This window comes from Pseudomonas knackmussii B13 (assembly GCF_000689415.1).
GTDB classification, from domain to species: domain Bacteria; phylum Pseudomonadota; class Gammaproteobacteria; order Pseudomonadales; family Pseudomonadaceae; genus Pseudomonas; species Pseudomonas knackmussii.
Window position 1 is genome coordinate 5,605,452 of record NZ_HG322950.1, and the last position, 22,840, is coordinate 5,628,291.

The following is a 22,840-nucleotide window of genomic DNA, read 5'->3' on the forward strand; positions in this document are numbered from 1 at the left end:
GGCTTCTTTTTGCCCGCCGCTCTACCACCGCGCACTTCATGGCAAACCGCCAGCATCCGTGGCATCCTCCGATCAACGGTCAGCCTTTTCCTCAATCGATGCCCGACCGCGCCGATAAAGGCTTTGCTTGTCAGACATTTCTGCATCATGCACCCTTGCCTGAGCCATCAGAAGTCGGCCGAGGCAAAGCACCTCGCCCAGAACTGGAAAAACCGCCGAGCATGAAGAGTCATCCCGATCCCGCCAACCGTCCGGCGGTCGAGGCTGTCACGCAGCTCCCCGTCCCTTCGCGGCTGGGGTTGTTGCGCTTCGAGCGGTTGAACGAGCCGAGCTGGACACTCCTGTACCTCGACGCTGCCTGCGAACGCAGCCTCGGAGTCGCCGCCGCCGATCTTTGCAGCCTGCTCGATTCGCCCTATGCCAGCCTGATGGAGCCGGAAGCGCGCCACCGCCTGCACGAGCAGATCCAGCAGCAGCTACTGCAGAACGGCCGCTACCAGGTGCGCTACAGCCTGCACACGCCCCGTGGCGCGCTCAGCCTGCTGGAGATCGGCGAGGCCGTGCAGCAGCGCGGCCGACAGTTGCTGCAGGGCTATCTCGTGCATGACGACTCCTCCGCAGAGCAAGCCGCACCAGGCGAGCTGGAGGAGCAGAACATCCGCCTGAAGATGTCCCTGGAGATGTACCAGCGCTCCCAGGACGAACACCTGCAGCACCTGGTGCGCTCGCGCGCCCAGCAGAACCTAATCGTGCGTCTGGCGCGCCATCGCTACCAGTCCGACGACCCGCTACTGGAAGCCGCGCAGTTGATCGCCCAGGCCGCCAGCGAGGCCTACGAAGTGGCCCGCGCCGGCATCTGGCGACTGACCAAGGACAACGTCCTCGAGCCGATCGCCATCTACCGCCGCGACATCGACCAGTTCGAATTGCCGCGCAGCTTCGACGCCAGCCGCTTCCCGAACTACCTCGAAGCCATCAACAGCGGTCGTGCAATTGACGCACACAACGTCCTGCAGGACCCGCGTACCCGCGAGCTCGCCGAGCATTACCTGCGCGCGCAAGGCATCAGCGCGATGCTCGACGCGACCATCCGGGTCGGCGGCGAGGTGGTCGGCGTGCTCTGCCTGGAGCACATAGGCGAAGTGCGCCTGTGGCAGAGCGACGAAGTCGCCTTCGCCGGCGAGCTGGCCGACCAGTACGCCCAGGTGGTGATGAACCACGAGCGGCGCAGTGCCTCCAGCGCCCTGCACCTGTTCCAGCGGGCGGTCGAGCAGAGCGCCAGCGCCTTCCTGCTGATCGAACGCGAAGGCGTGATCGAATACGTCAACCCGAGCTTCACCGCCATCACCCAGTACGGCGCCGACGAAGTGCGCGGCCGCCGCCTGTCCGAAGTGCCGGCCCTGGCCAACCTCAGCGACCTGCTGTTCGACGCCAGCTCCGCGCTGCTCGCGCAGAACAGCTGGCAAGGCGAATTCCGCAGCCGGCGCAAGAACCTCGAGCCTTACTGGGGCCAGCTGTCGCTGTCCAAGGTCTACGCCGACGACGGCGAGCTGACCCACTACATCGGCATCTACGAAGACATCACCCAGAGCAAGCTGGCCCAGCAGCACATCGAGAAGCTCGCCTACCGCGACAACCTCACCGGGCTGGCCAACCGGCACTACTTCATCAATGTCCTCGAAGAACGCCTGCACGCCGGCAGCCAGACACCGCTGAGCCTGCTGCTGGTGGACATCGACAATTTCAAGCGGATCAACGACAGCCTTGGCCACCAGACCGGCGACAAGCTGCTCGCCAGCCTGGCGCGGCGTCTGCGCAGCAGTCTTTCCGACGGCACGACGCTGGCGCGCTTCGCCAGCAACGAGTTCGCCGTGCTGCTCGAGGAGTCCAGCGCCGGCCGTGGCGAGCGGGTGGCCGCGCAGATCCTCGACGTGCTCGACAAGCCGCTGTTCGTCGACAACCAACTCATCAACATCACCGGTTCGGTCGGGCTGGCCTATGCGCCGCAGCACGGCCAGGACCCACAGACGCTGATGAAGAACGCCGGCCTCGCGCTGCACAAGGCCAAGGCCAACGGCAAGCACCAGCTGCAGACCTTCACCGAGGCAATGACCGCCGAGGCCAGCCACAAGCTGTTCGTCGAGAGCAACCTGCGCCGCGCGCTGGTGCATAACGAACTGGCAGTGCACTACCAGCCCAAACTGTGCCTGCGCAGCGGCCAGCTGCTCGGCCTGGAAGCCCTGCTGCGCTGGGAGCACCCGGAGCGCGGCATGATCCGCCCGGACCAGTTCATCAGCGTGGCCGAGGAAACCGGGCTGATCATCCCCATCGGCAAGTGGGTGATCCGCGAGGCCTGCCGCCAGGGCCGCGAGTTGATGGAAAAGGGCCTGGGACCGCTGAACATCGCGATCAACCTGTCGCCCAAGCAGTTCAGCGACCCCGACCTGGTCGGCTCGATCGCCGCGATCCTCCACGAGGAACAGGTACCGGCCGGACGCCTGGAGCTGGAACTCACCGAAAGCCTGCTGCTCGACGCCACCGCCGACACCAAGCAGCAGCTGGAACGCCTCAAGCAGCTCGGCCTGACACTGGCCATGGACGACTTCGGTACCGGCTATTCGTCGCTGAGCTACCTGAAGAAATTCCCCATCGACGTGATCAAGATCGATCGCAGCTTCATCAAGGACATCCCGGACAACCAGGACGACATGGAAATCACCTCGGCGGTGATCGCCATGGCCCACAACCTCAAGCTGCAAGTGGTCGCCGAAGGCGTGGAGACCGCGGCGCAGCTGGCTTTCCTGCGGCGCAACCGCTGCGATATCGGCCAGGGCTACCTGTTCGACAAACCCATCCCCAGCGCCGAGCTGTCCGCCAGCCTGCAACGCTATCCCTGCCGCAGCGACTGAAAAATCCCACGCCCTAGGCAAAATCTGTAATCTCCGGGGTCTACGCGCGTCTATCCGCATCCCAGCCAGAGGAGACGAATGCCATGACCCTGCGTTCCCAGATTCTCGTCCACAAGCACGAACTGCCCAGCCAAGCCCAGGCCCTGCCCGGCCGAGAGACGCCTATGCCGGTGCCCGAGACCCACTACGTCAACGGCCACACCCTGTGCCCGCCGTACCCGGCCGGCCTGCAGCAGATCGTTCTAGGACTGGGCTGCTTCTGGGGAGCAGAGCGGCGCTTCTGGCAGCAGCCGGGCGTGTGGGTCACCGCGGTCGGCTACGCCGGCGGCCTGACCCCGAACCCGACCTACGACGAAGTCTGCTCCGGCCTGACCGGCCACACCGAAGTCGTGGTGGTGGTCTTCGACCCGCAGCAAACCAGCCTGGAGAAGCTGCTCAAGGTGTTCTGGGAATCCCACGACCCGACCCAGGGCATGCGCCAGGGCAACGACACCGGCACCCAGTACCGCTCGGCCATCTACTGGACCAACCAGGCGCAGAAAGCCGTGGTGGAAGCCAGCCGTGCGGCCTTCCAGAAGGAACTGAGCGCCAACGGCTACGGCGAGATCACCACGGAAATCCGCGAGGTGCCGCCGTTCTACTACGCCGAGGCCTATCACCAGCAGTACCTGGCGAAGAACCCCAACGGCTACTGCGGCCTGGGTGGCACCGGGGTTTGCCTGCCGGCATGAGGTAGACGCGCCCTGGCGCCAGGACCTGCAAAGGTCATCACCGCGTAACGCAGAAGCCCCGGCACCGCCGGGGCTTCTTGCATTCTGCGATCCGCTCGACGCGGCTCGCCGGAAAGCATCGCTCCGGCGCAAAGCCTCTAGCGCGGACTCCAACGCCCGTGGAGACGTTCGAGGATGCGCCGCAGCTCGTGCGCATCCGCCTCCCCCAAGGTTACGGCCAGCCCCTCTTCTGCCTGCGCGGACAACTCCAGCGCCCTTGCGTAAAGGCGTTCCCCGCTTGCCGTCAGCTGTACCCGCTTGGCCCGGCCGTCGTTGGGGTCGGCGGCGACACGCAGGTAACCCAGCTCGCATAACTGCTCCACCAGATAGGCCATGCTCTGCTTGGTCATGCCGGCGCGCGCCGCGAGATCGACCACTCGACTGCCGCCGCTTTCCAGACCGCGCAGCACAGCACTGTGCGGCAGGCGCACGCCAGGAAACTCCTCGCCCAGGCGGCCATAGAGCCAGTCGGCAAGCAGTTCGTAGGGATAGCGCAGCAGCACACCCAGGGATTTTCGATTCGGATCGACGAGAGGACTGTTCATCGGCTCAGCTTGAACAAAGTCAGTTTATCTGTCTATTTTAGACAGACAAACTGACTTTGTTCCAGGAGACAGCTATGAGCTCGATCACCCGCAACCTCGAAGTCGTGGATCGGCATATCCGCGACGAAGCCCGCGATGTCGATGCAGTGCTCGACCTCTATACCGACGACATAGTGCTGAGCATCCCCGGCCGCGGCATCGAACTGCATGGCAAGTCGGCCATCCGCATCATGTACCTGCGACTGTTCGGCGCCATGGGAGAGATCGAGCTGGAACCGCTGGACCGCTTCGCTACCGAGGACAGGGTGGTGGATGACATGCGCGTGCGCCTGCGAATCACCGCCGAGGGCATCGACAACTGTCCGCTTCCGGTGGGCAGCCGCGCCGAGCTGCGGCTGGTGCATCACTTCCGCATGCGCGATGGGCTGATCGCGCGGGAAGAAGTCTTCGAGACCTGGACGGCGCTTTGAAGTCGCAGCAGGAGAGCTTGCACGCGAATCCGCTTGATGCGTGTGCCCCGGAAAGCGTTCGCGAGCAAGCTCGCTCCTACAGGGAATGCGGGCCTCAGGCGCCCTCGGCCACCAGCCAGTCCAGGCGCCAACTGCCTTCGCTCTGCGCCAGCACCTGCGCCAGCCACGGCAGCAGCTCGCGCAGTTCGTCCTCCAGCGGCCACGGCGGGTTGACGATGGCCAGGCCCGAGCCGTTGAGGCGCTCGGCAGTGTCCGAAGGATGCACCAGCAGTTCGGCGCGCAGCAGCTTGGGCGCGTTGCTTCGCTCCAGCCCCTGGTAGAAGCGCTTGAGCTGGCGCTCGTCCTTGATCGGATACCAGATCACCACCACCGTCTGGCGCATCCGGGCGATGGCTTCGCCCAGGGCGGTAACGCAGCGCTCCAGCTCATCGGCCTGCTCGAACGGCGGGTCGATCAGCAGCACTGCACGCTTTTCCGCCACCGGCAGCAGCGCTCGCGGCAGCAACCAGCCGTCGTTCTGGTGCACGGCGATTCGCCGCTCGCCGCCCATGTTGGCCTTGAGCAGGCGACCGTCCTCTGGGTGCAGCTCGTTCAGGTGCACACGGTCCTGGGAACGGGTCAGCCGCCGCGCCAGCTCGGGCGAGCCGGGGTAGTACTGCAATTCGCCGTCCGGGTTCATCGCCTGCACCAGCGCCATGTAATCGGCGGTCAGCTCCGGCAGGTCGTCGCGCTGCCACAGGCGGCCGATGCCCTGCTCCCACTCGCCGGTGCGGCTGGCCTCGTCGCCCAGCAGGTCGTACAGGCCGATGCCCGAGTGGCTGTCGAGGAAGGCAAAGGGCGTGTCCTTGCGCGCCATCAGGGCGAAGATCCGCGACAGGACGATGTGCTTGAAGACATCGGCATGGTTGCCGGCGTGGAAGGCGTGACGGTAGTTCATGAACGGCAGGCTCCTTGGGGGCAAGCATTTTAGTGCATGGGCGATGTTTTGGGCCTCTATCACGCTCATGGATGTTAGTGGGCGCCCTTAATTCACCAGATTAGACTGCTGTCACCCATCTGGAGGCCGACCATGTCCGAGACCCTGCTCAGCTCCCGCAACCTCGCCTTCGAGCTCTACGAAGTGCTCGACGCCGAAGCCCTGACCCAGCGCGAGCGCTTCGCCGAGCACAACCGCGAAACCTTCGACGCGGCCATTTCCACCGCGCGTGGCATCGCCGAAGAGCTGTTCGCCCCGCACAACCGCAAGAACGACGAGCACGAACCGCAGTACGTCGACGGCGCCGCGGTGCTCATTCCCGAGGTCAAGCCGGCGGTGGACGCCTTCAACGAGGCCGGTTTCCACAACGCCTCGCGCAGCTTCGAGCAAGGCGGCATGCAGCTGCCGCACCTGCTGTCGCGCGCCTGCTTCGCGCACTTCCAGTCGGCCAACATCGCCACCTCGTCGTACCCGATGCTGAGCATGGGCTCCAGCCACCTGATCGAGTCCTTCGGCAATGACGAGCAGAAGCGTCTGTTCCTCGAGCCGATGATCGAAGGTCGCTTCTTCGGCACCATGGCGCTGACCGAGCCGCACGCCGGCTCGTCGCTGGCCGACATCCGCACCCGCGCCGAACCGCACGCGGACGGCAGCTACCGGATCAAGGGCAACAAGATCTTCATTTCCGGTGGCGACCACCCGCTGTCGGAAAACATCGTGCACATGGTCCTGGCCAAGCTGCCGGACGCACCGGCCGGGGTGAAGGGCATCTCGCTGTTCATCGTGCCGAAGTTCCTGGTCAATGCCGACGGCTCCCTGGGCAAGCGCAACGACGTGACCCTGGCCGGCCTGTTCCACAAGATGGGCTGGCGCGGCACCACCTCCACCGCGCTGAACTTCGGCGATAACGGCGACTGCGTCGGCTATCTGGTGGGCAAGCCGCACCACGGCCTGGCCTACATGTTCCAGATGATGAACGAGGCGCGCATCGGCGTCGGCATGGGCGCGATCATGCTCGGCTACGCCGGCTACCTGTATTCGCTGGAATACGCCCGCGAGCGTCCGCAAGGCCGCCCGGTGGACGCCAAGGACCCGACTTCGGCGCAGGTCTCGATCATCGAGCACGCCGACGTCAAACGCATGCTGCTGACCCAGAAGGCCTACGTCGAAGGCGCCTTCGACCTCGGCCTGTACGCCTCGCGCCTGGTCGACGACTGCGAGACCCTGCCGACCGAGGATGAGCGCAAGCAGGCCCACGAACTGCTCGACCTGCTCACCCCGATCGTCAAATCCTGGCCCTCGGAGTTCTGCCTGAAGGCCAACGAACTGGCCATCCAGATCCTCGGCGGCCACGGCTACACCCGCGAATATCCGGTGGAGCAGTACTACCGCGACAACCGCCTGAACCCGATCCACGAAGGCACCCACGGCATCCAGTCGCTCGACCTGCTCGGCCGCAAGCTGACGCAGAACAACGGTGCCGGCCTCAAGCAACTGACCCGCCTGATCCACCAGGCCTGCGAGCGCGCCAGTGGCTACCCGAGCCTCGACGCCCTGCGCCAGCCGCTGGAGCAACTGCTGGCGCGCCTCTCCGAAGTGACCCTGGCGCTGCTCGGCGACCTGATGCAGGGCAAGGTCGCCCAAGGCCTGGCCAACTCGGCGCTGTACCTGAAGGTGTTCGGCCACACGGTGATCGGCTGGCGCTGGCTGGAGCAGGCGATCCGCGCCGAGGAAGGCCTGGCGCTGATCAATAAAGGCGAGGGCAACGCCGCCGACGAGGACTTCTACCGCGGCAAGCTGCAGGCCGCGCGCTACTTCCTGACCTGGGAAGTACCGTCCTGCCACCACGAGCTGGCGCTACTGGAGGCCCGCGACAACACCTGTTCGAGCATGCGGGACACCTGGTTCTAGTTCCCGCCTGCGTTCTTCAGCCCCGGTCACGTCCGGGGCTTTTTTATGTCCGCGTGCCGGAGCGCCGTTCGCAGGAGCGAGCTCGCGAACACATCCTGCCGGGGCTCGTCCGCGAGCAAGCTCGCTCCTACAGCAAGCGGCAATTAGCCTTTGACAGCCTTGCAAATCCGCGGGTTAGAATCCCTTGGCATGCGGCCTGCATCCTTTCCGATAGCCTTGCCGTTCCCTATCTGCCAGGAGGCCCGACACCTTGGATGCCGTTTCGATCAACACCTATTTCCTGATCGGTGCGGTACTGGTCGGCATGAGCATCCTGGTGAGCTCGCTGTCGTCGCGCCTCGGCATCCCGATCCTGGTGATCTTCCTCGGCGTCGGCATGTTCGCCGGCACCGACGGCCCCGGCGGCATCGGCTTCTCCAACTATCCCGTCGCCTACCTGGTAGGCAACCTCGCGCTGGCGGTGATCCTCCTCGACGGCGGTTTGCGTACGCGCGTGTCGAGCTTCCGCGTGGCGCTCTGGCCGGCGCTATCGCTGGCCACCGTCGGCGTGCTGGTGACCGCCGGGCTGACCGGCATGGCCGCCGCCTGGCTGTTCAAGCTGAGCTGGATGGAAGGCCTGCTGATCGGCGCCATCGTCGGCTCCACCGACGCCGCGGCGGTGTTCTCCCTGCTCGGCGGCAAGGGCCTCAACGAGCGGGTTACCGCGACCCTGGAAATCGAATCAGGCAGCAACGACCCGATGGCGGTGTTCCTCACCGTCACCCTGATCGACATGCTCTCCCGCGGCGAGCACGGCCTGAGCTGGAGTTTCGCCGCGCACCTGCTGCGCGAGTTCGGCATCGGCTCGATCCTCGGCCTGGCCGGCGGCTGGCTGCTGCTGCAGGTGATCAACCGCATGCACCTGGCCGGCGGCCTCTACCCGCTGCTGGTGATCAGTGGCGGGCTGCTGGTGGTGATCAGTGGCGGCCTGCTGATCTTCGCCGTGGCCAACGCCGCCCACGGCAGCGGCATCCTCGCCATCTACCTGTGCGGCCTGGTCCTGGGCAACCGGCCGATCCGCTCGCGCCACGGCATCCTGCACATGCTCGACGGCATGGCCTGGCTGGCGCAGATCGGCATGTTCCTCATCCTCGGCCTGCTGATCACACCCCACGACCTGCTGCCCATTGCCCTGCCGGCGCTTGGCCTGGCGCTGTGGATGATTCTCTTCGCCCGCCCCATGTCCGTGCTGCTCGGTCTGATCCCGTTCCGCGCCTTCCACGGTCGCGAGAAAGCCTTCATCGCCTGGGTCGGCCTGCGCGGCGCGGTGCCGATCATCCTCGCGGTGTTCCCGCTGATGGCCGGCCTGCCGAACGCCCAGCTGTTCTTCAACGTGGCCTTCTTCATCGTCCTGGTCTCGCTGCTCGTGCAGGGCACCAGCCTGCCCTGGGCCGCGCGCCTGCTGCGGGTGATAGTGCCGCCGGACCCGGCGCCGATCTCCCGCGCCGGCCTGGAAGTACACCCGACCAGCGAGTGGGAGCTGTTCGTCTACCACCTGAGCAAGGAAAAGTGGTGCATCGGCGCCGCACTGCGCGAGCTGAAGATGCCGGAAGGCACGCGTATCGCCGCGCTGTTCCGTGGCACCCAGCTGCTGCACCCCTCCGGTAGCTCCATCCTCGAGGCCGACGACATCCTCTGCGTGATCGGCCATGAACACGACCTGCCGGCCCTCGGCAAGCTGTTCAGCCAGGCGCCGGACCGCGGCCTGAGCGCGCGCTTCTTCGGCGACTTCGTGCTCGAAGGCGACGCCCAGCTGTCGGCGGTCGCCTCGCTCTACGGCCTCAAGCTCGAAGGGGTCGACGGCGAGCAGCCGCTGGGCCGCTTCATCGCCCACGAGATCGGCGGCCAGGCGATCATCGGCGACCAGGTGGAATGGAACGGCCTGACCTGGACCGTGGCCGCCCTGGACGGGAACAAGATCCGCAAGGTGGGGGTCAAATTCCCCGAAGGTCGTCCCGGTCCGGGGCTCTTCCTCTAGCGCCCCACCGCTCGCCCGGCAGCCCATCGTTCGACCTTGCCGCTGCCGTCGGCTGCGCACTACGCTCACTGCAACTTTTCGAGAACCACCGACCGCGACCATGCCTTCGTATCTGCGCAACCTGCTCGCCGCCCTCCTCCTGGGCGGAGCCCTCGCCGCCCTGCCGGTTCACGCCGACACCAACCAGCCGCCTTCCGCCGAAGCCGTCCAGCAGAGCCTCGACGGCCTGTCCGCGCGCAAGCTGACGGATCCCGACATGCAGGCCGCCAAGGCCAGCCTGGAGCGCACGCTCAAGCTGCTCGGCACGCGCGACGACAATGTGAAGCAGCTGGACGAACTGAAAACCAGCCTGGCCGACGCGCCCCGGCAGATCATCGAGAACCAGCGCAACCTGGCGCGCCTGAAGGCAACCCCGGACAAGCCGGCGACCCAGCGCTACGCCGGCGAGAACGTGAGCCGCCTGGAGTTGCTGCTCAACGACCGCACCACCCAGCTCACCGACTGGCAGAAACAGCTGCTCGACGCGAAGAGCCAGTTCATCACCGCGCAGACCCGCCCCGAGCGCGCCCAGGCCGACATTAGCAATGCCCAGTCGCGGGTACTGGAAATCGGCAACCTCCTCAAGGCGGGCAAGGAGACCGGCAAGTCGATCTCGCCGGAGCGCCGTAACGAACTGCTCGCCGAGCAGGATTCGCTGAACGCGCAGGTACAGCTGCTGCGCCAGCAACTGGCCGGCAACAACCTGCTGCAGGACCTCGCCAACAGTCGCCGCGATCTGCTCAGCGAGCAGATCGCCCGCGCCGAGCACGAGACCCTCGAACTGCAGACGATGATCAGCGACAAGCGCCGCCAGCAGTCGGAAAAGACCGTCGCCGAGCTCGCCAAGGACAGCAGCCAGAGCACCGGTAGCGACAGCCTGCTGAGCCAGGAAAACGCCACCAACCTGCGCTTCTCGGACTATCTGCTGCGGACCACCGACCGCCTCAACGATCTGACCCGGCGCAACCTGGAGGCCAAGCAGCAGCTCGACACCCTGACCCAACTCGACCAGACCCTCGACCAACAGATCAATGTGCTGCGCGGCAGCCTGCTGCTGTCCAAGGTCCTCTACCAGCAGAAACAGTCGCTGCCCAAGATCAAGACCGACCAGGAGCTGGCCGACGAGATCGCCGACTTGCGCCTGTACCAGTTCGAGCTGAACCAGAAGCGCGACGAGCTGGCCAACCCGCAGATGTACATGGACAAGCTGCTAGCCCAGCAGCCGCAGGAAACCGTGACGCCGCAGCTGCGCCAGGACCTGAGCAACCTGGTGGACACCCGCAGCGAGCTGATGGAGCGCCTGAACCACGAGCTCAATGCCTTGCTCAACGAGGCCATCACCCTGCAGCTCACCCAGAAGCAGCTCAAGGACACCAGCGACAACCTGCGCGCCACGCTCGACGAGCAGATGTTCTGGATTCCCAGCAACCGCCCGCTGGACCTGTCCTGGTTCAAGATGACCCCGACCCTGCTGCAGAACCAGTTGGCGCAGGTGCCCTGGGGCTCGGCCGTGGTCGAAGTGGGTGAAGGCCTGATCGACCGGCCGCTGCTGTTCCTGCCGCTGCTCCTGCTGATCGCCGGCCTGCTGTGGAAGCGCCGCTTCCTCTACGACAAGCTGGCCTCGCTGAACGACGACATCGGCCACTTCAAGCGCGACGGCCAGGCACACACCCCGCTGGCCCTGCTGCTGGCGGTACTGCTCGCCCTGCCCGGCACCCTGGCCCTGGCCATCGCCGGCCTGGCGCTGGTACTCGACGCCCGCGGGCAGAACGCCACCCTCGGCGCCGCGCTGCTGCAGATGGCCGAGGTCTGGCTGGTGTTCTACACCGCCCACCGCATCCTCAGCCCCGGCGGCATCGCCGAGCGGCACTTCCACTGGAGCCAGGCGCAGGTGCGCTTCGCCAGCAAGATGATCCGCCGCCTGGGCGCCGTGGTCATGGCCCTGGTCGCGGTCTTCACCGTGGCCGAGCACCAGCCCGGCAGCCTGGCCGACGACGTCATCGGCATCGCCGTGGTGCTCTCCGGCTATGCAGTGATGACCACCCTGCTCGGACGCATCCTCTTCGCCAGCCCGAGCACTTCGCGTCCGTCAGCGATCAAGATGATCGTCGGCGTGCTCTTCACCGCGCTGCCGGTGCTGCTCTTCATCGCGGTCTGCTTCGGCTATTACTACACCGCGCTGCGCCTGAGCGACCGGCTGATCGACACCCTGTTCCTGCTGATGATCTGGGTGGTGATCGAGGCCACCTTCGTCCGCGGCCTGAGCGTGGCCGCCCGGCGCCTGGCCTACCAGCGCGCGCTGAGCAAGCGGCAGAACCCGCCCAAGGAGAACGCCGATGGCAGCGAAGCGGTGGAAGAGCCGACGCTGAACATCGAAGAGATCAACGAACAGTCCCTGCGCCTGATTCGCCTCGGCCTGCTGATCGTCTTCGTGGCGGTGCTGTACTGGATCTGGGCCGACCTCATCAGCGTCGCCTCGTACCTCAACGACGTAACGCTCTACCAATACACCACGGGCACTGGCGACAACCTCAGCAGCTCGCCGATCAGCCTCGGCGACGTGCTCATGGCGCTGGTCATCGCCGCCGTTACCACGGCCTTGGCGCGCAACCTGCCCGGCCTGCTGGAAGTGTTGGTGCTGCAACGCCTGACCCTGGCACAAGGCAGCGCCTACGCCATCACCACACTGCTTTCCTACGCCATCAGCGGCGTCGGTATCGTCAGCGCGCTGTCCACCCTCGGCGTCAGCTGGGACAAGCTGCAATGGCTGGTCGCTGCACTCTCCGTCGGTCTGGGCTTCGGCCTGCAGGCGATCTTCTCCAACTTCGTCTCCGGCCTGATCATCCTCTTCGAGCGCCCGGTACGGATCGGCGACACCGTGACCATCGGCAGCCTCTCCGGCACGGTCAGCAAGATCCGCATCCGCGCCACCACCATCACCGATTTCGACCGCAAGGAAATCATCGTCCCCAACCAGACCTTCATCACCGGGCAACTGGTGAACTGGTCGCTGAGCGACACCGTCACCCGCGTCACCATCAAGATCGGCCTGGCCTACGAGTCGGACCTGGCGCTTGCACGCAAGCTGATGCTCGAGGCCGCACGCAACAACCCGCGCGTGCTGCGTGATCCGGAGCCGTCGCTGTACTTCCTGTCGATCAGCGCCAGCACCTTCGACTACGAGCTGCGCTTCCACGTGCGCGAACTGGGCGACCGCAACCCGGCAGTGGACGAACTGCTCACCGCCATCGCCCTGAGCTTCCGCGAAAATGGCGTGGAGATGGCCTTCAACCAGCTCGACGTCTACGTGAAGAACGGCGAAGGCAAGGAAATCCACCTGGCACAGAAGATCCCCCAGCTGCCCCTGGCCCTGCCCGGCGTACCGGTGAAGGACCAGGACCCGCCGCTGCCGGGCAGCAAGCCCTGAGTCTGGACGGCTCCGGACAAGTCCGAGCACAATGCTCGGACTTACCGGAGTCAGCATGAAAGCCCTCGACGAACTCTCCTTCGACAATCGCTTCGCCCGCCTGGGCGACGCCTTCTCCACCGAAGTCCTCCCCGATCCCATCGCCAACCCGCGTTTGGTCGTCGCCAGCCGCGCCGCCCTGGCGTTGCTCGACCTCGATCCGGCGGTGACCGAGGAGCCGGTGTTCGCCGAGATCTTCGCCGGGCACAAGCTGTGGTCCGAGGCCGAGCCGCGGGCAATGGTCTACTCCGGCCACCAGTTCGGCGCCTACAACCCGCGCCTGGGCGATGGCCGCGGCCTGCTGCTGGGCGAAGTGGTCAATGACGCCGGCGAACACTGGGACCTGCACCTCAAGGGAGCCGGGCAGACGCCCTACTCGCGCATGGGCGACGGCCGCGCCGTGCTGCGCAGCTCGATCCGCGAATTCCTCGCCAGCGAGTACCTCTACGCCCTTGGCATCCCCAGCAGCCGCGCGCTCTGCGTGACCGCATCGGACACCCCGGTGTGGCGCGAGCAGAAGGAAAACGCCGCGATGCTGCTGCGCATGGCGCCCAGCCACGTGCGCTTCGGCCATTTCGAGTACTTCTACTACACCCAGCAGCACGACAAGCTGAAGGAGCTGGGCGACTTCGTCCTGGCCAACAGCTTCCCCGCCTGCCTGGAGCAGCCGCAGCCCTACGCGGCCTTCTTCCGCGAAGTGGTCGAGCGCAACGCCGAACTCATCGCCTACTGGCAGGCCTACGGCTTTTGCCACGGAGTGATGAACACCGACAACATGTCGATCCTCGGCATCACCTTCGACTACGGCCCCTACGCCTTCCTCGACGACTTCGACGCCAAGCACATCTGCAACCACTCCGACGACAGCGGGCGCTACAGCTTCAACAACCAGGTGCCCATCGCCCACTGGAACCTGGCGGCGCTGGGCCAGGCGCTGACGCCCTTCGTCGAGGTGGACGAATTGCGCGAGGCGCTCGGCCTGTTCCTGCCGCTGTACCAGGCCCATTACCTCGACCTGATGCGCCGCCGCCTCGGCCTGACCACGGCCGAGGAAGGCGACCTCGAACTCGTGCAACGTCTGCTGCAGGTGATGCAGAGCGGCGCGGTGGACTACAGCCTGTTCTTCCGCCGCCTCGGCGAGCAGGCGCCGGAACAGGCGCTGGCCACGGTCCGCGAGGATTTCGTCGACCTCGCCGACTTCGATGCCTGGGCCGCCGAATACCTCGCTCGCACCGCGCGCGAAGGCGGCAACCAGGACGAGCGCCGCGCGCGCATGCATGCGGTGAATCCGCTGTACGTGCTGCGCAACTACCTGGCCCAGGAAGCCATTGCAGCTGCCGAACAGGGCGACTACTCGGTGGTGCGCCAGCTGCACGAGGTGCTGAGCAAGCCCTTCGAGGAGCAGCCGGGCGTGGAACACCTGACCCGCCGCCCGCCGGACTGGGGCCGCCACCTGGAGATCAGCTGTTCCTCCTGAGGCGGTTATAAGCTCAGGCGAAATCGATCTGGCGGCGCCCTGCGACAATTGCTCCCGGTCATTGACCGGGCCGCGGCGCCGCTCGCATCCTCAGGGCCTTTCTGCCCACAAGGATGCAAGCGCGATGAAACCGGAAACCCTGGCCGTCCATGCCGGCTACAGCCCCGACCCGACCACCAAGGCCGTGGCCGTGCCGATCTACCAGACCACCTCCTACGCCTTCGACGACACCCAGCACGGCGCCGACCTGTTCGACCTCAAGGTCGCCGGCAACATCTACACGCGCATCATGAACCCCACCAACGACGTGCTGGAGCAGCGCGTCGCGGCGCTGGAAGGCGGGGTCGGCGCGCTCGCCGTGGCCTCGGGCATGGCCGCCATCACCTATGCCATCCAGACCGTCGCCGAGGCCGGCGACAACATCGTCTCGGTGGCCAAGCTCTATGGCGGTACCTACAATCTGCTGGCGCACACCCTGCCGCGCTTCGGCATCCAGACCCGCTTTGCCCCGCACGACGACATCGCTGCGCTGGAAGCGCTGATCGACGAGCGCACCAAGGCAGTCTTCTGCGAATCCATCGGCAACCCGGCGGGTAACATCGTCGATCTCCAGGCCCTGGCCGACGCCGCGCACCGCCACGGCGTGCCGCTGATCGTCGACAACACCGTCGCCACGCCCATCCTCTGCCGGCCCTTCGAGCACGGCGCGGACATCGTGGTGCACTCGCTGACCAAGTACATCGGCGGCCACGGCACCAGCATCGGCGGCATCGTGGTCGACTCCGGCAAGTTCCCCTGGGCGCAGCACAAGGAGCGCTTCCCGCTGCTCAACACGCCGGACCCGTCCTACCACGGCGTGACCTACACCGAAGCCTTCGGCCCGGCGGCCTTCATCGGCCGCTGCCGCGTGGTGCCGCTGCGCAACACCGGCGCGGCGCTCTCGCCGTTCAACGCCTTCCTCATCCTGCAGGGCCTGGAAACCCTGGCGCTGCGGATGGAGCGCCATTGCGACAATGCCCTCGCGGTCGCCCACTACCTGCAGCAACACCCGCAAGTGGCCTGGGTGAAGTACGCCGGCCTGCCCGATCATCCGGAACATGCGCTGGCGCAGCGCTATACCGGCGGCAAGCCCGCGTCGATCCTCTCCTTCGGCATCCAGGGCGGCCAGGAAGCCGGCGCGCGCTTCATCGACGCGCTCAAGCTGGTGGTGCGCCTGGTCAACATCGGCGACGCCAAGTCGCTCGCCTGCCATCCGGCCTCCACCACCCACCGCCAGCTCAACGACGAAGAGCTGGAGAAGGCCGGCGTGCCGCGTGACATGGTGCGTCTGTCGATCGGCATCGAGCACCGCGACGACATCATCGCCGACCTGGAGCAGGCGCTGGCCGCCGCCGCGGCTTGATATCCGGCGGGCGCGGCTCCAGATTGGGGGAAGCCATATCCGGAGCCGCGCCATGACCGATCCCCTGCTGATTCCCTGCCCACACTGCGGCGGCCTCAACCGCCTGCCGAGCGAACGCCTGAGCGACCATCCCCGCTGCGGCCGCTGCAAGAACGAAGTGCTGCCGGGCACGCCCTTCGCCGTCGCCGACGCCGGCTTCGCCGCGCAACTCAAGGGCGACCTGCCGCTGCTGCTGGATGTCTGGGCCGACTGGTGCGGCCCCTGCAAGGCGTTCGCGCCGACCTTCGAGCAGGCCGCCGCTCGGCTGAACGGCAGATGCCGCCTGGCCAAGCTCGACAGCGAAGCCAACCAGCACCTCGCCGGGCGCCTGGGCATCCGCTCGATCCCCACGCTGATCCTGTTCAAGGATGGTCGCGAAGTTGCGCGGCAGAGCGGTGCCATGCCGCTTCCGCAACTGCTCGACTGGCTGTCGCGCCAGGGCGTCTGATCCGCCGTGACCGCTTCGGTCAGCCCGGCTGAGCGAAGCGGTCATTGCCGCCATTGGCGGCGCGGCTAGGCTTTCGGAAATCCCATGAGAGCGAGGCCGCCCCATGTATTTCCCCGAAGACTACGTCCGCCAGCTGACCGAGGAGCACATCGCCTTCGTCAAGCGCACCGGGCTCAAGGCCGAACTCCTCGAGCGCGGCCACGTGCGCCTGCGCATGCCCCTCAAGGGCAACGAGAACCACCTCGGAACCATGTACGCCGCTGCACTCTTCACCCTGGCCGAAATCCCCGGAGGCGTCCTGCGCCTCACCTGCTTCGAAAGCCACAGCTATTACCCGATCGTCAAGGAAGCCAGCCTGCGCTTCCTCCGCCCCGCCACCAGTGACGTGCTGGTCGACGCCCGTCTGAGCGACGCCGAGATAGACCGCATCGCCGAAGAGGCAGCGAGCAAAGGCAAGTCCGAGTACGTGCTGGACCTGCAACTCAAGGACACCCAGGGCGTGGTGGTTGCCGAGAGCCACGCCGTCTATCAGCTGCGTAGCCGCTGATCAGCGTCACTTGCGTTGGATCAAGATGCCTTCACGGGGATGGACCAAAGTGTCCTGACCTGTGGAGGACGCCCCTATGCCCAAGCTCATTCTGGTCGCCCACGACCTTAGCGTGGAGGCCGATGTAGCCGTGCGCCGCGCCGCGCAACTGGCCGCCGAGCACGACGCCGAAGTCTGTCTGCTGCACGTCATCAAGAGTTCCCCGACCGCCGAGCTGCTTGGCAGGACCCGGCAAACCGCCGAAGCCGCCTTGCGCGACAGCGCTCAGGCAGCGGGACTGCAACGCTGCGAACTCCTGATCGGCGAAGGGTTGCCGGCAACGGTGATCGCCAGCACCGCCGAAGAAATGCAGGCCGACTTGCTGGTGACGGGTGCACACCATCCCCAGGTGGTGGAGCACTTTGACGGCACCACCCTGGAGCAGATCCTGCGCTGCTGCCGAGTGCCGGCACTGCTGGCGCTGGACGACCAGCTCCAGCCCTACCAGCGGGTGCTCAGCGCCCTGGACTTCTCGGTGGCCGCCTGCAACGCCTGGCGCGCGGCCTGCTGCTGGCTGCCGCCGCACAGCGAACTGCTGGCCGTGCATGCCTACGACACCGGTTCGGATAACAGGCGGGTGCAAGAACGCCTGGAGGAGCAGCAGGCTCTTCTGGAGCAACTCATGCAGGACGAATGCGCCCAGGTCGGCGAAGCCCTGCCGCATCGCAAGAGCCTGGTGAGCTCGCTGAATATCCGCGTCCTGCTCGACCAGAGCCTGGCCGACTGGCAGCCCCAGCTGCTGGTGCTCGGCAGCCGCGGACGCGCCGCATTGCAACAGGCCCTGCTGGGCAGCACGGCACGCTACTACCTGCGCCGCCCGCCCTGCGACCTGCTGGTCAGCGCCTGAGGCCTCAGGCCTCGAGCAGGTTGTGCAGTTCGACGAACTGCTGGGTCAGCTTGTGCCGCGGGTCGAGGAAGATCAGCGGCTTACACTCCTGGTGCGACTCGCGCATCTTCACCGAGCTCATCAGGTAGACCGGCAGCACCGGCAGCTCCTCTTCCACCAGTTCGTCGAGCAGCTGCTGCGGCAGGCTGGCGCGCGGCTGGAACTGGTTGACCACGATCCCCTCCACTTCGAGGTCCTCGTTGTGGTCTTCCTTGAGCTCTTCGATCTCGCGCAACAGGCCGTACAGCGCCTGGCGGGAGAAGCTATCGCAGTCGAAGGGAATCAGGCAGCGATCGGCAGCGATCAGCGCAGAAACCGTGTAGAAGTTCAGCGCTGGCGGCGTATCCAGGTAGATCCGGTCGTAGTCCTCTGCCAGCTCGTCGAGCAACTTACGCAGCTTGTTGATCTTGTGCTTGGCCTCGAGCTTGGGCTGCAGATCGGCCAGCTCGGCGGTGGCGGTGACCACGTGGAGGTTGTCGTACGGGGTCTCGTAGATGTCGACCTTGCCCTTGCGCGCGAAGGGGCCGCTGGCCAGGGTCTGCTTGAAGAAGTCGGCGATGCCCATGGGCACGTCCTCGCCGGTCAGACCGGTGAGGTAATGGGTCGAGTTCCCTTGCGCATCAAGGTCCACCAGCAGCGTGCGGTAGCCTTCGGCGGCGCTCACCGCGGCCAGGTTGCAGGCGATGCTGGACTTGCCCACGCCACCTTTCTGATTGAAAACCACGCGACGCATCGGGCATCCCTCCTGCCGTTTAGGAGTCTCGGATTCTATGCAATGGCCATGACGAGGGCGAGCACTTGCGCGCGCCGTCGGTCATGCATTCAGGCGGTCACGCTGCGGGTCACCAGGTCGATGAAGCTGAGCGCTGCCGGCGCGCTTTCGTTGCGCCGTCGTACCAGCCAGACCGAGCTGCAGGCTCCGGGGTCGAGCAGGGTGCGGTACACCACGCCGTCGACCCGCGTGCGGCGGAACGAAGCCGGCAGCATGGAGACGCCCAGGCCTGCCGCGACCAGGCCGATGATGGTCATGGCCTCGCCCGCTTCCTGGGCGATGCGCGGGGTGAAGCCGGCCTGGCGGGCCAACGCCTGCAGCTGGTCGTAAAGACCGGTGCCGTAGCTGCGCGGGAAGAACACGAATGGTTCGTCGGCCAGTGCCTCCATCTTCAACCCTTCGACCGATTCGGCGGCCAGCGGATGGTCGGCGCGCAGGATGGCGACCAACGGCTCGCTGAACAGCTCCACCGCCTCCAGCGACTCGGGCAGTGCAAAAGAGCGGATCACCCCGACGTGCAGGCGCTCTTCGAGCAGCGCCTCGACGACCTGCCGGCTGCTCATCTCCTGCAGGTCCAGATGCACCTCCGGATAGGCCTGGCGGAAGGCATGGATGCTGCGCGGAATGGTCGAGGTGAAAGGCGCCGAGGCCGTGAAGCCGATGCGCAGTTCACCCAGTTCGCCCTGGTGCGCCCGCCGCGCCAGCAGGACCGCGCGATCGACCTGGGCGAGCACCTGCCGCGCCTCGTCGAGGAACAGCCGCCCGGCCTCGGTCAGCGCCACCCGACGATTGGTGCGCTCCAGCAGGCGCGCGCCAATCTCCTCTTCCAGCGCCTGGATCTGCTGGCTCAGCGGTGGCTGGGAGATGCCCAACGTCTCTGCCGCGCGGCCGAAGTGCAGTTCTTCCGCAACAGCAATGAAGTAACGCAGGTGACGCAGCTCCATACCCGCCTCTTTGATTCGAAATACATATCAAACGTGTCGAACAATATATTGGAGATAATAAATCCCTGTCCTTATCCTTGCCGCACAAGCCCAAGAACAACTTCCCCACTCTTTCTGCCAGCCGCCTGTGCAAGCGCTCTTCGCTCGCCCGCGGCGCATCCCATCCAGATTCGAGGTGAGTTGTGAGTCACTCCGCCCTGCGGGCTTCCGCGGAACCCGAGCCCGCCGTCATCAAGGCCGCCCAGGAGACCAACCGAGCGCTGTCCGGCGCCCTCGGCGAGATCGAAAACTATATCGAGAAAGGCACCCCGGCCTTCCTGCGCACCTCGCTGGCGCTGTTCGCCGGCGGCTTCGCCACCTTCGCCCTGCTCTACTGCGTGCAACCGATGATGCCGGTGCTGTCGCAGACCTATTCCCTTACCGCTGCGCAGAGCAGCCTGGTGCTGTCCATCGCGACCATCATGATGGCCTGCGGGCTGCTGGTGACCGGGCCGATTTCCGACGCCATCGGCCGCAAGCCGATCATGGTCGCCTCGCTGATCCTCGCCGCCCTGTTCACCCTCGGCAGCGCGGTGATGCCCAGTTGGCATGGCGTGCTGGCCATGCGCGCACTGGTCGGGCTTTCGCTCAGCGGCCTGGCGGCGGTGGGCATGACCTACCTGAGCGAGGAAATCCATCCACAGCACCTCGGCTTGTCCATGGGGCTGTACATCAGCGGCAACGCCATTGGCGGCATGAGCGGCCGGCTGATCACCGGCGTGCTGGTGGACTTCGTCTCCTGGCATGCCGCCATCGGCATCCTCGGCGCACTCGCGCTGGTCGCCGCCCTGGTGTTCTGGCGCATCCTCCCGGAGTCGCGCAATTTTCGCCCGACCCAGCTGAACGTGCGGCAATTGGCCGACGGCTTCGCCTCGCACCTGCGCGATGCCGGCCTGCCCTGGCTGTTCCTCGAGGCCTTCCTGCTGATGGGCGCCTTCGTCACCCTGTTCAACTACATCGGCTACCGCCTGCTGGCCGATCCGTACCACCTCAGCCAGTCCGTGGTCGGAGTGCTTTCGCTGGTATACCTGGTCGGCATCTACAGCTCCGCCTGGGTCGGCTCGCTGGCTGACCGACTCGGTCGGCGCAAGGTGCTGTGGGCGGTGATAGTGCTGATGCTCAGCGGCCTGCTGCTGACTTTCGCCAGCCCGCTGCCGCTGATCGTCGCCGGCATGCTGCTGTTCACCTTCGGCTTCTTCGCCGCGCATTCGGTGGCCAGCAGCTGGATCGGCCGCCGCGCGCTCAAGGCCAAGGGCCAGGCCTCGTCGATCTACCTGTTCTGCTACTACCTGGGCTCCAGCGTGGCGGGCACCACCGGCGGGGTCTTCTGGCACCACTTCGGCTGGACCGGCGTTGGCCTGTTCATCGCCGCCCTGTTGGTCGCCGCCGTGCTGGTTGCCCTGCATTTGGCACGCCTTGCAGTGTTACCGCGCAGCATTCCCGCACCGAGCGCGACACGCGCATGAGTAGTTTCTACACACCACATACCAAAGACGTCGGCGACTGATACGCCATCGTCGCCGACGGATATGCCTGAAATGCCACCACAACGCCCGCGCCAGCGGGCGTTGTGCGGTTTTTACCCACGCAACAGCTTTCTACGACCAAAGTCGTAACAGAATGTGGCGCGCATCTTGCGTTCACGTCCCCCGCTTAATTCGCTGGATTCTCAAGACAGCCTCGGCTGCGCAGGACGCAATTCCCTTCCTTTTCGCTGTAGGTAATTCATGAGCAGTACCCCTTCCGCCGGTCTGGCCCAAGGCCTGAAAAACCGTCACGTCACCATGTTGTCCATCGCCGGGGCCATTGGCGCCGGCCTGTTCGTCGGCTCCGGCCACGCCATTGCCGAAGCCGGCCCCGCCGTCATGGTGTCCTACCTGGTCGCCGGTCTGCTGGTGGTCCTGGTGATGCGCATGCTCGCCGAAATGGCTGTCGCCCAACCCGACAGCGGCTCCTTCTCCACCTACGCCGACCGCGCCATCGGCCACTGGGCCGGTTTCACCATCGGCTGGCTGTACTGGTGGTTCTGGGTCCTGGTGATCCCGCTGGAAGCCAACGCAGCAGCAGCCATCATCCACGCCTGGATTCCCGGCGCGCCGATCTGGATCCTGGCCTTCCTCATCACCAGCGCCCTGACCGTCACCAACCTGTTCAGCGTGAAGAACTACGGTGAGTTCGAGTTCTGGCTGGCGCTGATCAAGGTCAGCGCGATCATCGCCTTCCTGATCCTCGGCTGCGCCGCCATTTTCGGCGTCTCGCTGAACCCGGAAGTCAGCGGCATCAGCCACCTCTATGCCGACGGCGGCTTCATGCCCAAGGGCTGGGGCGCCGTGCTGGCTGCCCTGCTGACCACCATGTTCTCCTTCATGGGCTCGGAAATCGTCACCATCGCCGCCACCGAGTCGAAGGACCCGGCGCAGCAGATCACCCGCGCCACCAACTCGGTGATCTGGCGTATCGCCCTGTTCTACCTGCTGTCGATCCTGATCGTGGTCTGCCTGGTGCCGTGGAACGACCCGCGCCTGGTGAGCATGGGCTCCTACCAGACCGTGCTGAACCAGCTGAACGTCCCGTACGCCAAGCTGATCGTCGACATCATCGTCCTGGTTTCGGTGACCAGCTGCCTGAACTCGGCGCTCTACACCGCCTCGCGCATGATGTATTCGCTGAGCAAGCGCGGCGACGCCCCGCGCATCGCCCAGGTGACCAGCGTCAGCCGCACCCCGGTGTACGCCGTGCTGCTGTCCACCGCCATGGCTTTCGCCTGCACCTTCGCCAACTACCTGGCCCCGGCCGCGGTATTCGACTTCCTGCTGGCCAGCTCCGGCGCCATCGCCCTGCTGGTGTACCTGGTAATCGCGATGTCGCAGCTGCGCATGCGCAAGAAGCTGCTCGCCCAGGGCCACCAGCTGAAGCTGAAGATGTGGCTGTTCCCCTGGCTGACCTGGGCGGTGATCGTGTTCATCGTCGCCGCCCTGGTGATCATGCTGATCATGCCGGACCACCGCATGGAAGTGGTCGCCACCACTCTGCTGAGCATCGTGGTCGTCTGCTCCGGCCTGCTGGTCTCGAACCGCCGCAAGGCCCAGCGCGCCAATGGCCTGGTTGCCGACGCCGCCTAAGCGTTCGCACCGGACATGAAAA

17 protein-coding genes are annotated in these 22,840 nt (G+C 65.9%); 13 read left to right on the plus strand and 4 right to left on the minus strand.

Going from position 1 to position 22,840, the window contains the following annotated elements:
• Window positions 1-221: 221 nt before the first annotated feature.
• Window positions 222-2,909, plus strand: a complete 2,688-nt coding sequence (locus PKB_RS26235) for a putative bifunctional diguanylate cyclase/phosphodiesterase (RefSeq protein WP_043255876.1) — start codon at window positions 222-224, stop codon at window positions 2,907-2,909.
• 83 nt (window positions 2,910-2,992) lie between these two features.
• Window positions 2,993-3,640, plus strand: a complete 648-nt coding sequence (gene msrA / locus PKB_RS26240) for a peptide-methionine (S)-S-oxide reductase MsrA (RefSeq protein ID WP_043255878.1) — start codon at window positions 2,993-2,995, stop codon at window positions 3,638-3,640.
• Between the two features lie 137 nt (window positions 3,641-3,777).
• Here the strand turns inward: msrA and PKB_RS26245 are convergent, their stop codons facing one another.
• Window positions 3,778-4,224 carry a MarR family winged helix-turn-helix transcriptional regulator gene (locus tag PKB_RS26245; RefSeq protein WP_043255880.1) on the minus strand — a complete coding sequence of 149 codons (447 nt, stop codon included), beginning with the start codon at window positions 4,222-4,224 and terminating at the stop codon, window positions 3,778-3,780.
• Window positions 4,225-4,298: 74 nt separating this feature from the next.
• Between PKB_RS26245 and PKB_RS26250 the strand changes: the two genes are divergently transcribed.
• Window positions 4,299-4,694, plus strand: coding sequence for a nuclear transport factor 2 family protein (locus PKB_RS26250; protein ID WP_043255882.1), 396 nt, complete (start codon window positions 4,299-4,301; stop codon window positions 4,692-4,694).
• 94 nt (window positions 4,695-4,788) lie between these two features.
• Here the strand turns inward: PKB_RS26250 and PKB_RS26255 are convergent, their stop codons facing one another.
• On the minus strand, window positions 4,789-5,631 hold the full coding sequence (locus PKB_RS26255; RefSeq protein ID WP_043255883.1) for a 23S rRNA (adenine(2030)-N(6))-methyltransferase RlmJ: 843 nt from the start codon (window positions 5,629-5,631) through the stop codon (window positions 4,789-4,791).
• A gap of 132 nt (window positions 5,632-5,763) precedes the next feature.
• On the opposite strand from PKB_RS26255, the gene PKB_RS26260 reads away from it, so the two are divergent.
• From PKB_RS26260 to PKB_RS26295, 8 genes are all read left to right on the plus strand, one after another.
• Window positions 5,764-7,581 (plus strand): acyl-CoA dehydrogenase, encoded by a 1,818-nt coding sequence (locus PKB_RS26260; RefSeq protein ID WP_043255884.1) that lies wholly within the window; start codon window positions 5,764-5,766, stop codon window positions 7,579-7,581.
• Between the two features lie 250 nt (window positions 7,582-7,831).
• Window positions 7,832-9,598 carry a potassium/proton antiporter gene (locus tag PKB_RS26265; RefSeq protein ID WP_043255886.1) on the plus strand — a complete coding sequence of 589 codons (1,767 nt, stop codon included), beginning with the start codon at window positions 7,832-7,834 and terminating at the stop codon, window positions 9,596-9,598.
• A 100-nt stretch (window positions 9,599-9,698) separates the two neighbouring features.
• A complete protein-coding gene (mscK, locus tag PKB_RS26270) occupies window positions 9,699-13,064 on the plus strand; it encodes a mechanosensitive channel MscK (RefSeq protein ID WP_043255888.1) in 3,366 nt (1,121 codons plus the stop codon).
• Between the two features lie 55 nt (window positions 13,065-13,119).
• A complete protein-coding gene (selO, locus tag PKB_RS26275) occupies window positions 13,120-14,580 on the plus strand; it encodes a protein adenylyltransferase SelO (RefSeq protein ID WP_043255890.1) in 1,461 nt (486 codons plus the stop codon).
• A 124-nt stretch (window positions 14,581-14,704) separates the two neighbouring features.
• Entirely contained in the window at window positions 14,705-15,982 is a 1,278-nt protein-coding gene (locus PKB_RS26280) for a bifunctional O-acetylhomoserine aminocarboxypropyltransferase/cysteine synthase (RefSeq protein WP_043255891.1), read from the plus strand.
• A 52-nt stretch (window positions 15,983-16,034) separates the two neighbouring features.
• On the plus strand, window positions 16,035-16,469 hold the full coding sequence (gene trxC, locus PKB_RS26285; RefSeq protein ID WP_043255893.1) for a thioredoxin TrxC: 435 nt from the start codon (window positions 16,035-16,037) through the stop codon (window positions 16,467-16,469).
• A gap of 103 nt (window positions 16,470-16,572) precedes the next feature.
• Entirely contained in the window at window positions 16,573-17,016 is a 444-nt protein-coding gene (locus PKB_RS26290) for a YiiD C-terminal domain-containing protein (RefSeq protein ID WP_043255895.1), read from the plus strand.
• 76 nt (window positions 17,017-17,092) lie between these two features.
• Entirely contained in the window at window positions 17,093-17,902 is an 810-nt protein-coding gene (locus tag PKB_RS26295; RefSeq protein ID WP_043255897.1) for a universal stress protein, read from the plus strand.
• A 4-nt stretch (window positions 17,903-17,906) separates the two neighbouring features.
• Here PKB_RS26295 and PKB_RS26300 read toward each other — a convergent pair whose 3' ends face one another.
• Both PKB_RS26300 and PKB_RS26305 read right to left on the minus strand, forming a co-directional pair.
• Window positions 17,907-18,674, minus strand: a complete 768-nt coding sequence (locus PKB_RS26300; protein ID WP_043255899.1) for a ParA family protein — start codon at window positions 18,672-18,674, stop codon at window positions 17,907-17,909.
• 89 nt (window positions 18,675-18,763) lie between these two features.
• Window positions 18,764-19,657, minus strand: coding sequence for a LysR family transcriptional regulator (locus PKB_RS26305; RefSeq protein WP_043255918.1), 894 nt, complete (start codon window positions 19,655-19,657; stop codon window positions 18,764-18,766).
• A gap of 182 nt (window positions 19,658-19,839) precedes the next feature.
• Here PKB_RS26305 and PKB_RS26310 point away from each other — a divergent pair, with 182 nt between their 5' ends.
• Window positions 19,840-21,162, plus strand: coding sequence for an MFS transporter (locus PKB_RS26310; RefSeq protein ID WP_043255920.1), 1,323 nt, complete (start codon window positions 19,840-19,842; stop codon window positions 21,160-21,162).
• A 261-nt stretch (window positions 21,163-21,423) separates the two neighbouring features.
• Window positions 21,424-22,818: a GABA permease gene (gabP, locus tag PKB_RS26315; RefSeq protein WP_043255922.1), complete on the plus strand. Its 1,395-nt coding sequence runs from the start codon at window positions 21,424-21,426 to the stop codon at window positions 22,816-22,818.
• The last annotated feature ends 22 nt before the right edge of the window (window positions 22,819-22,840 follow it).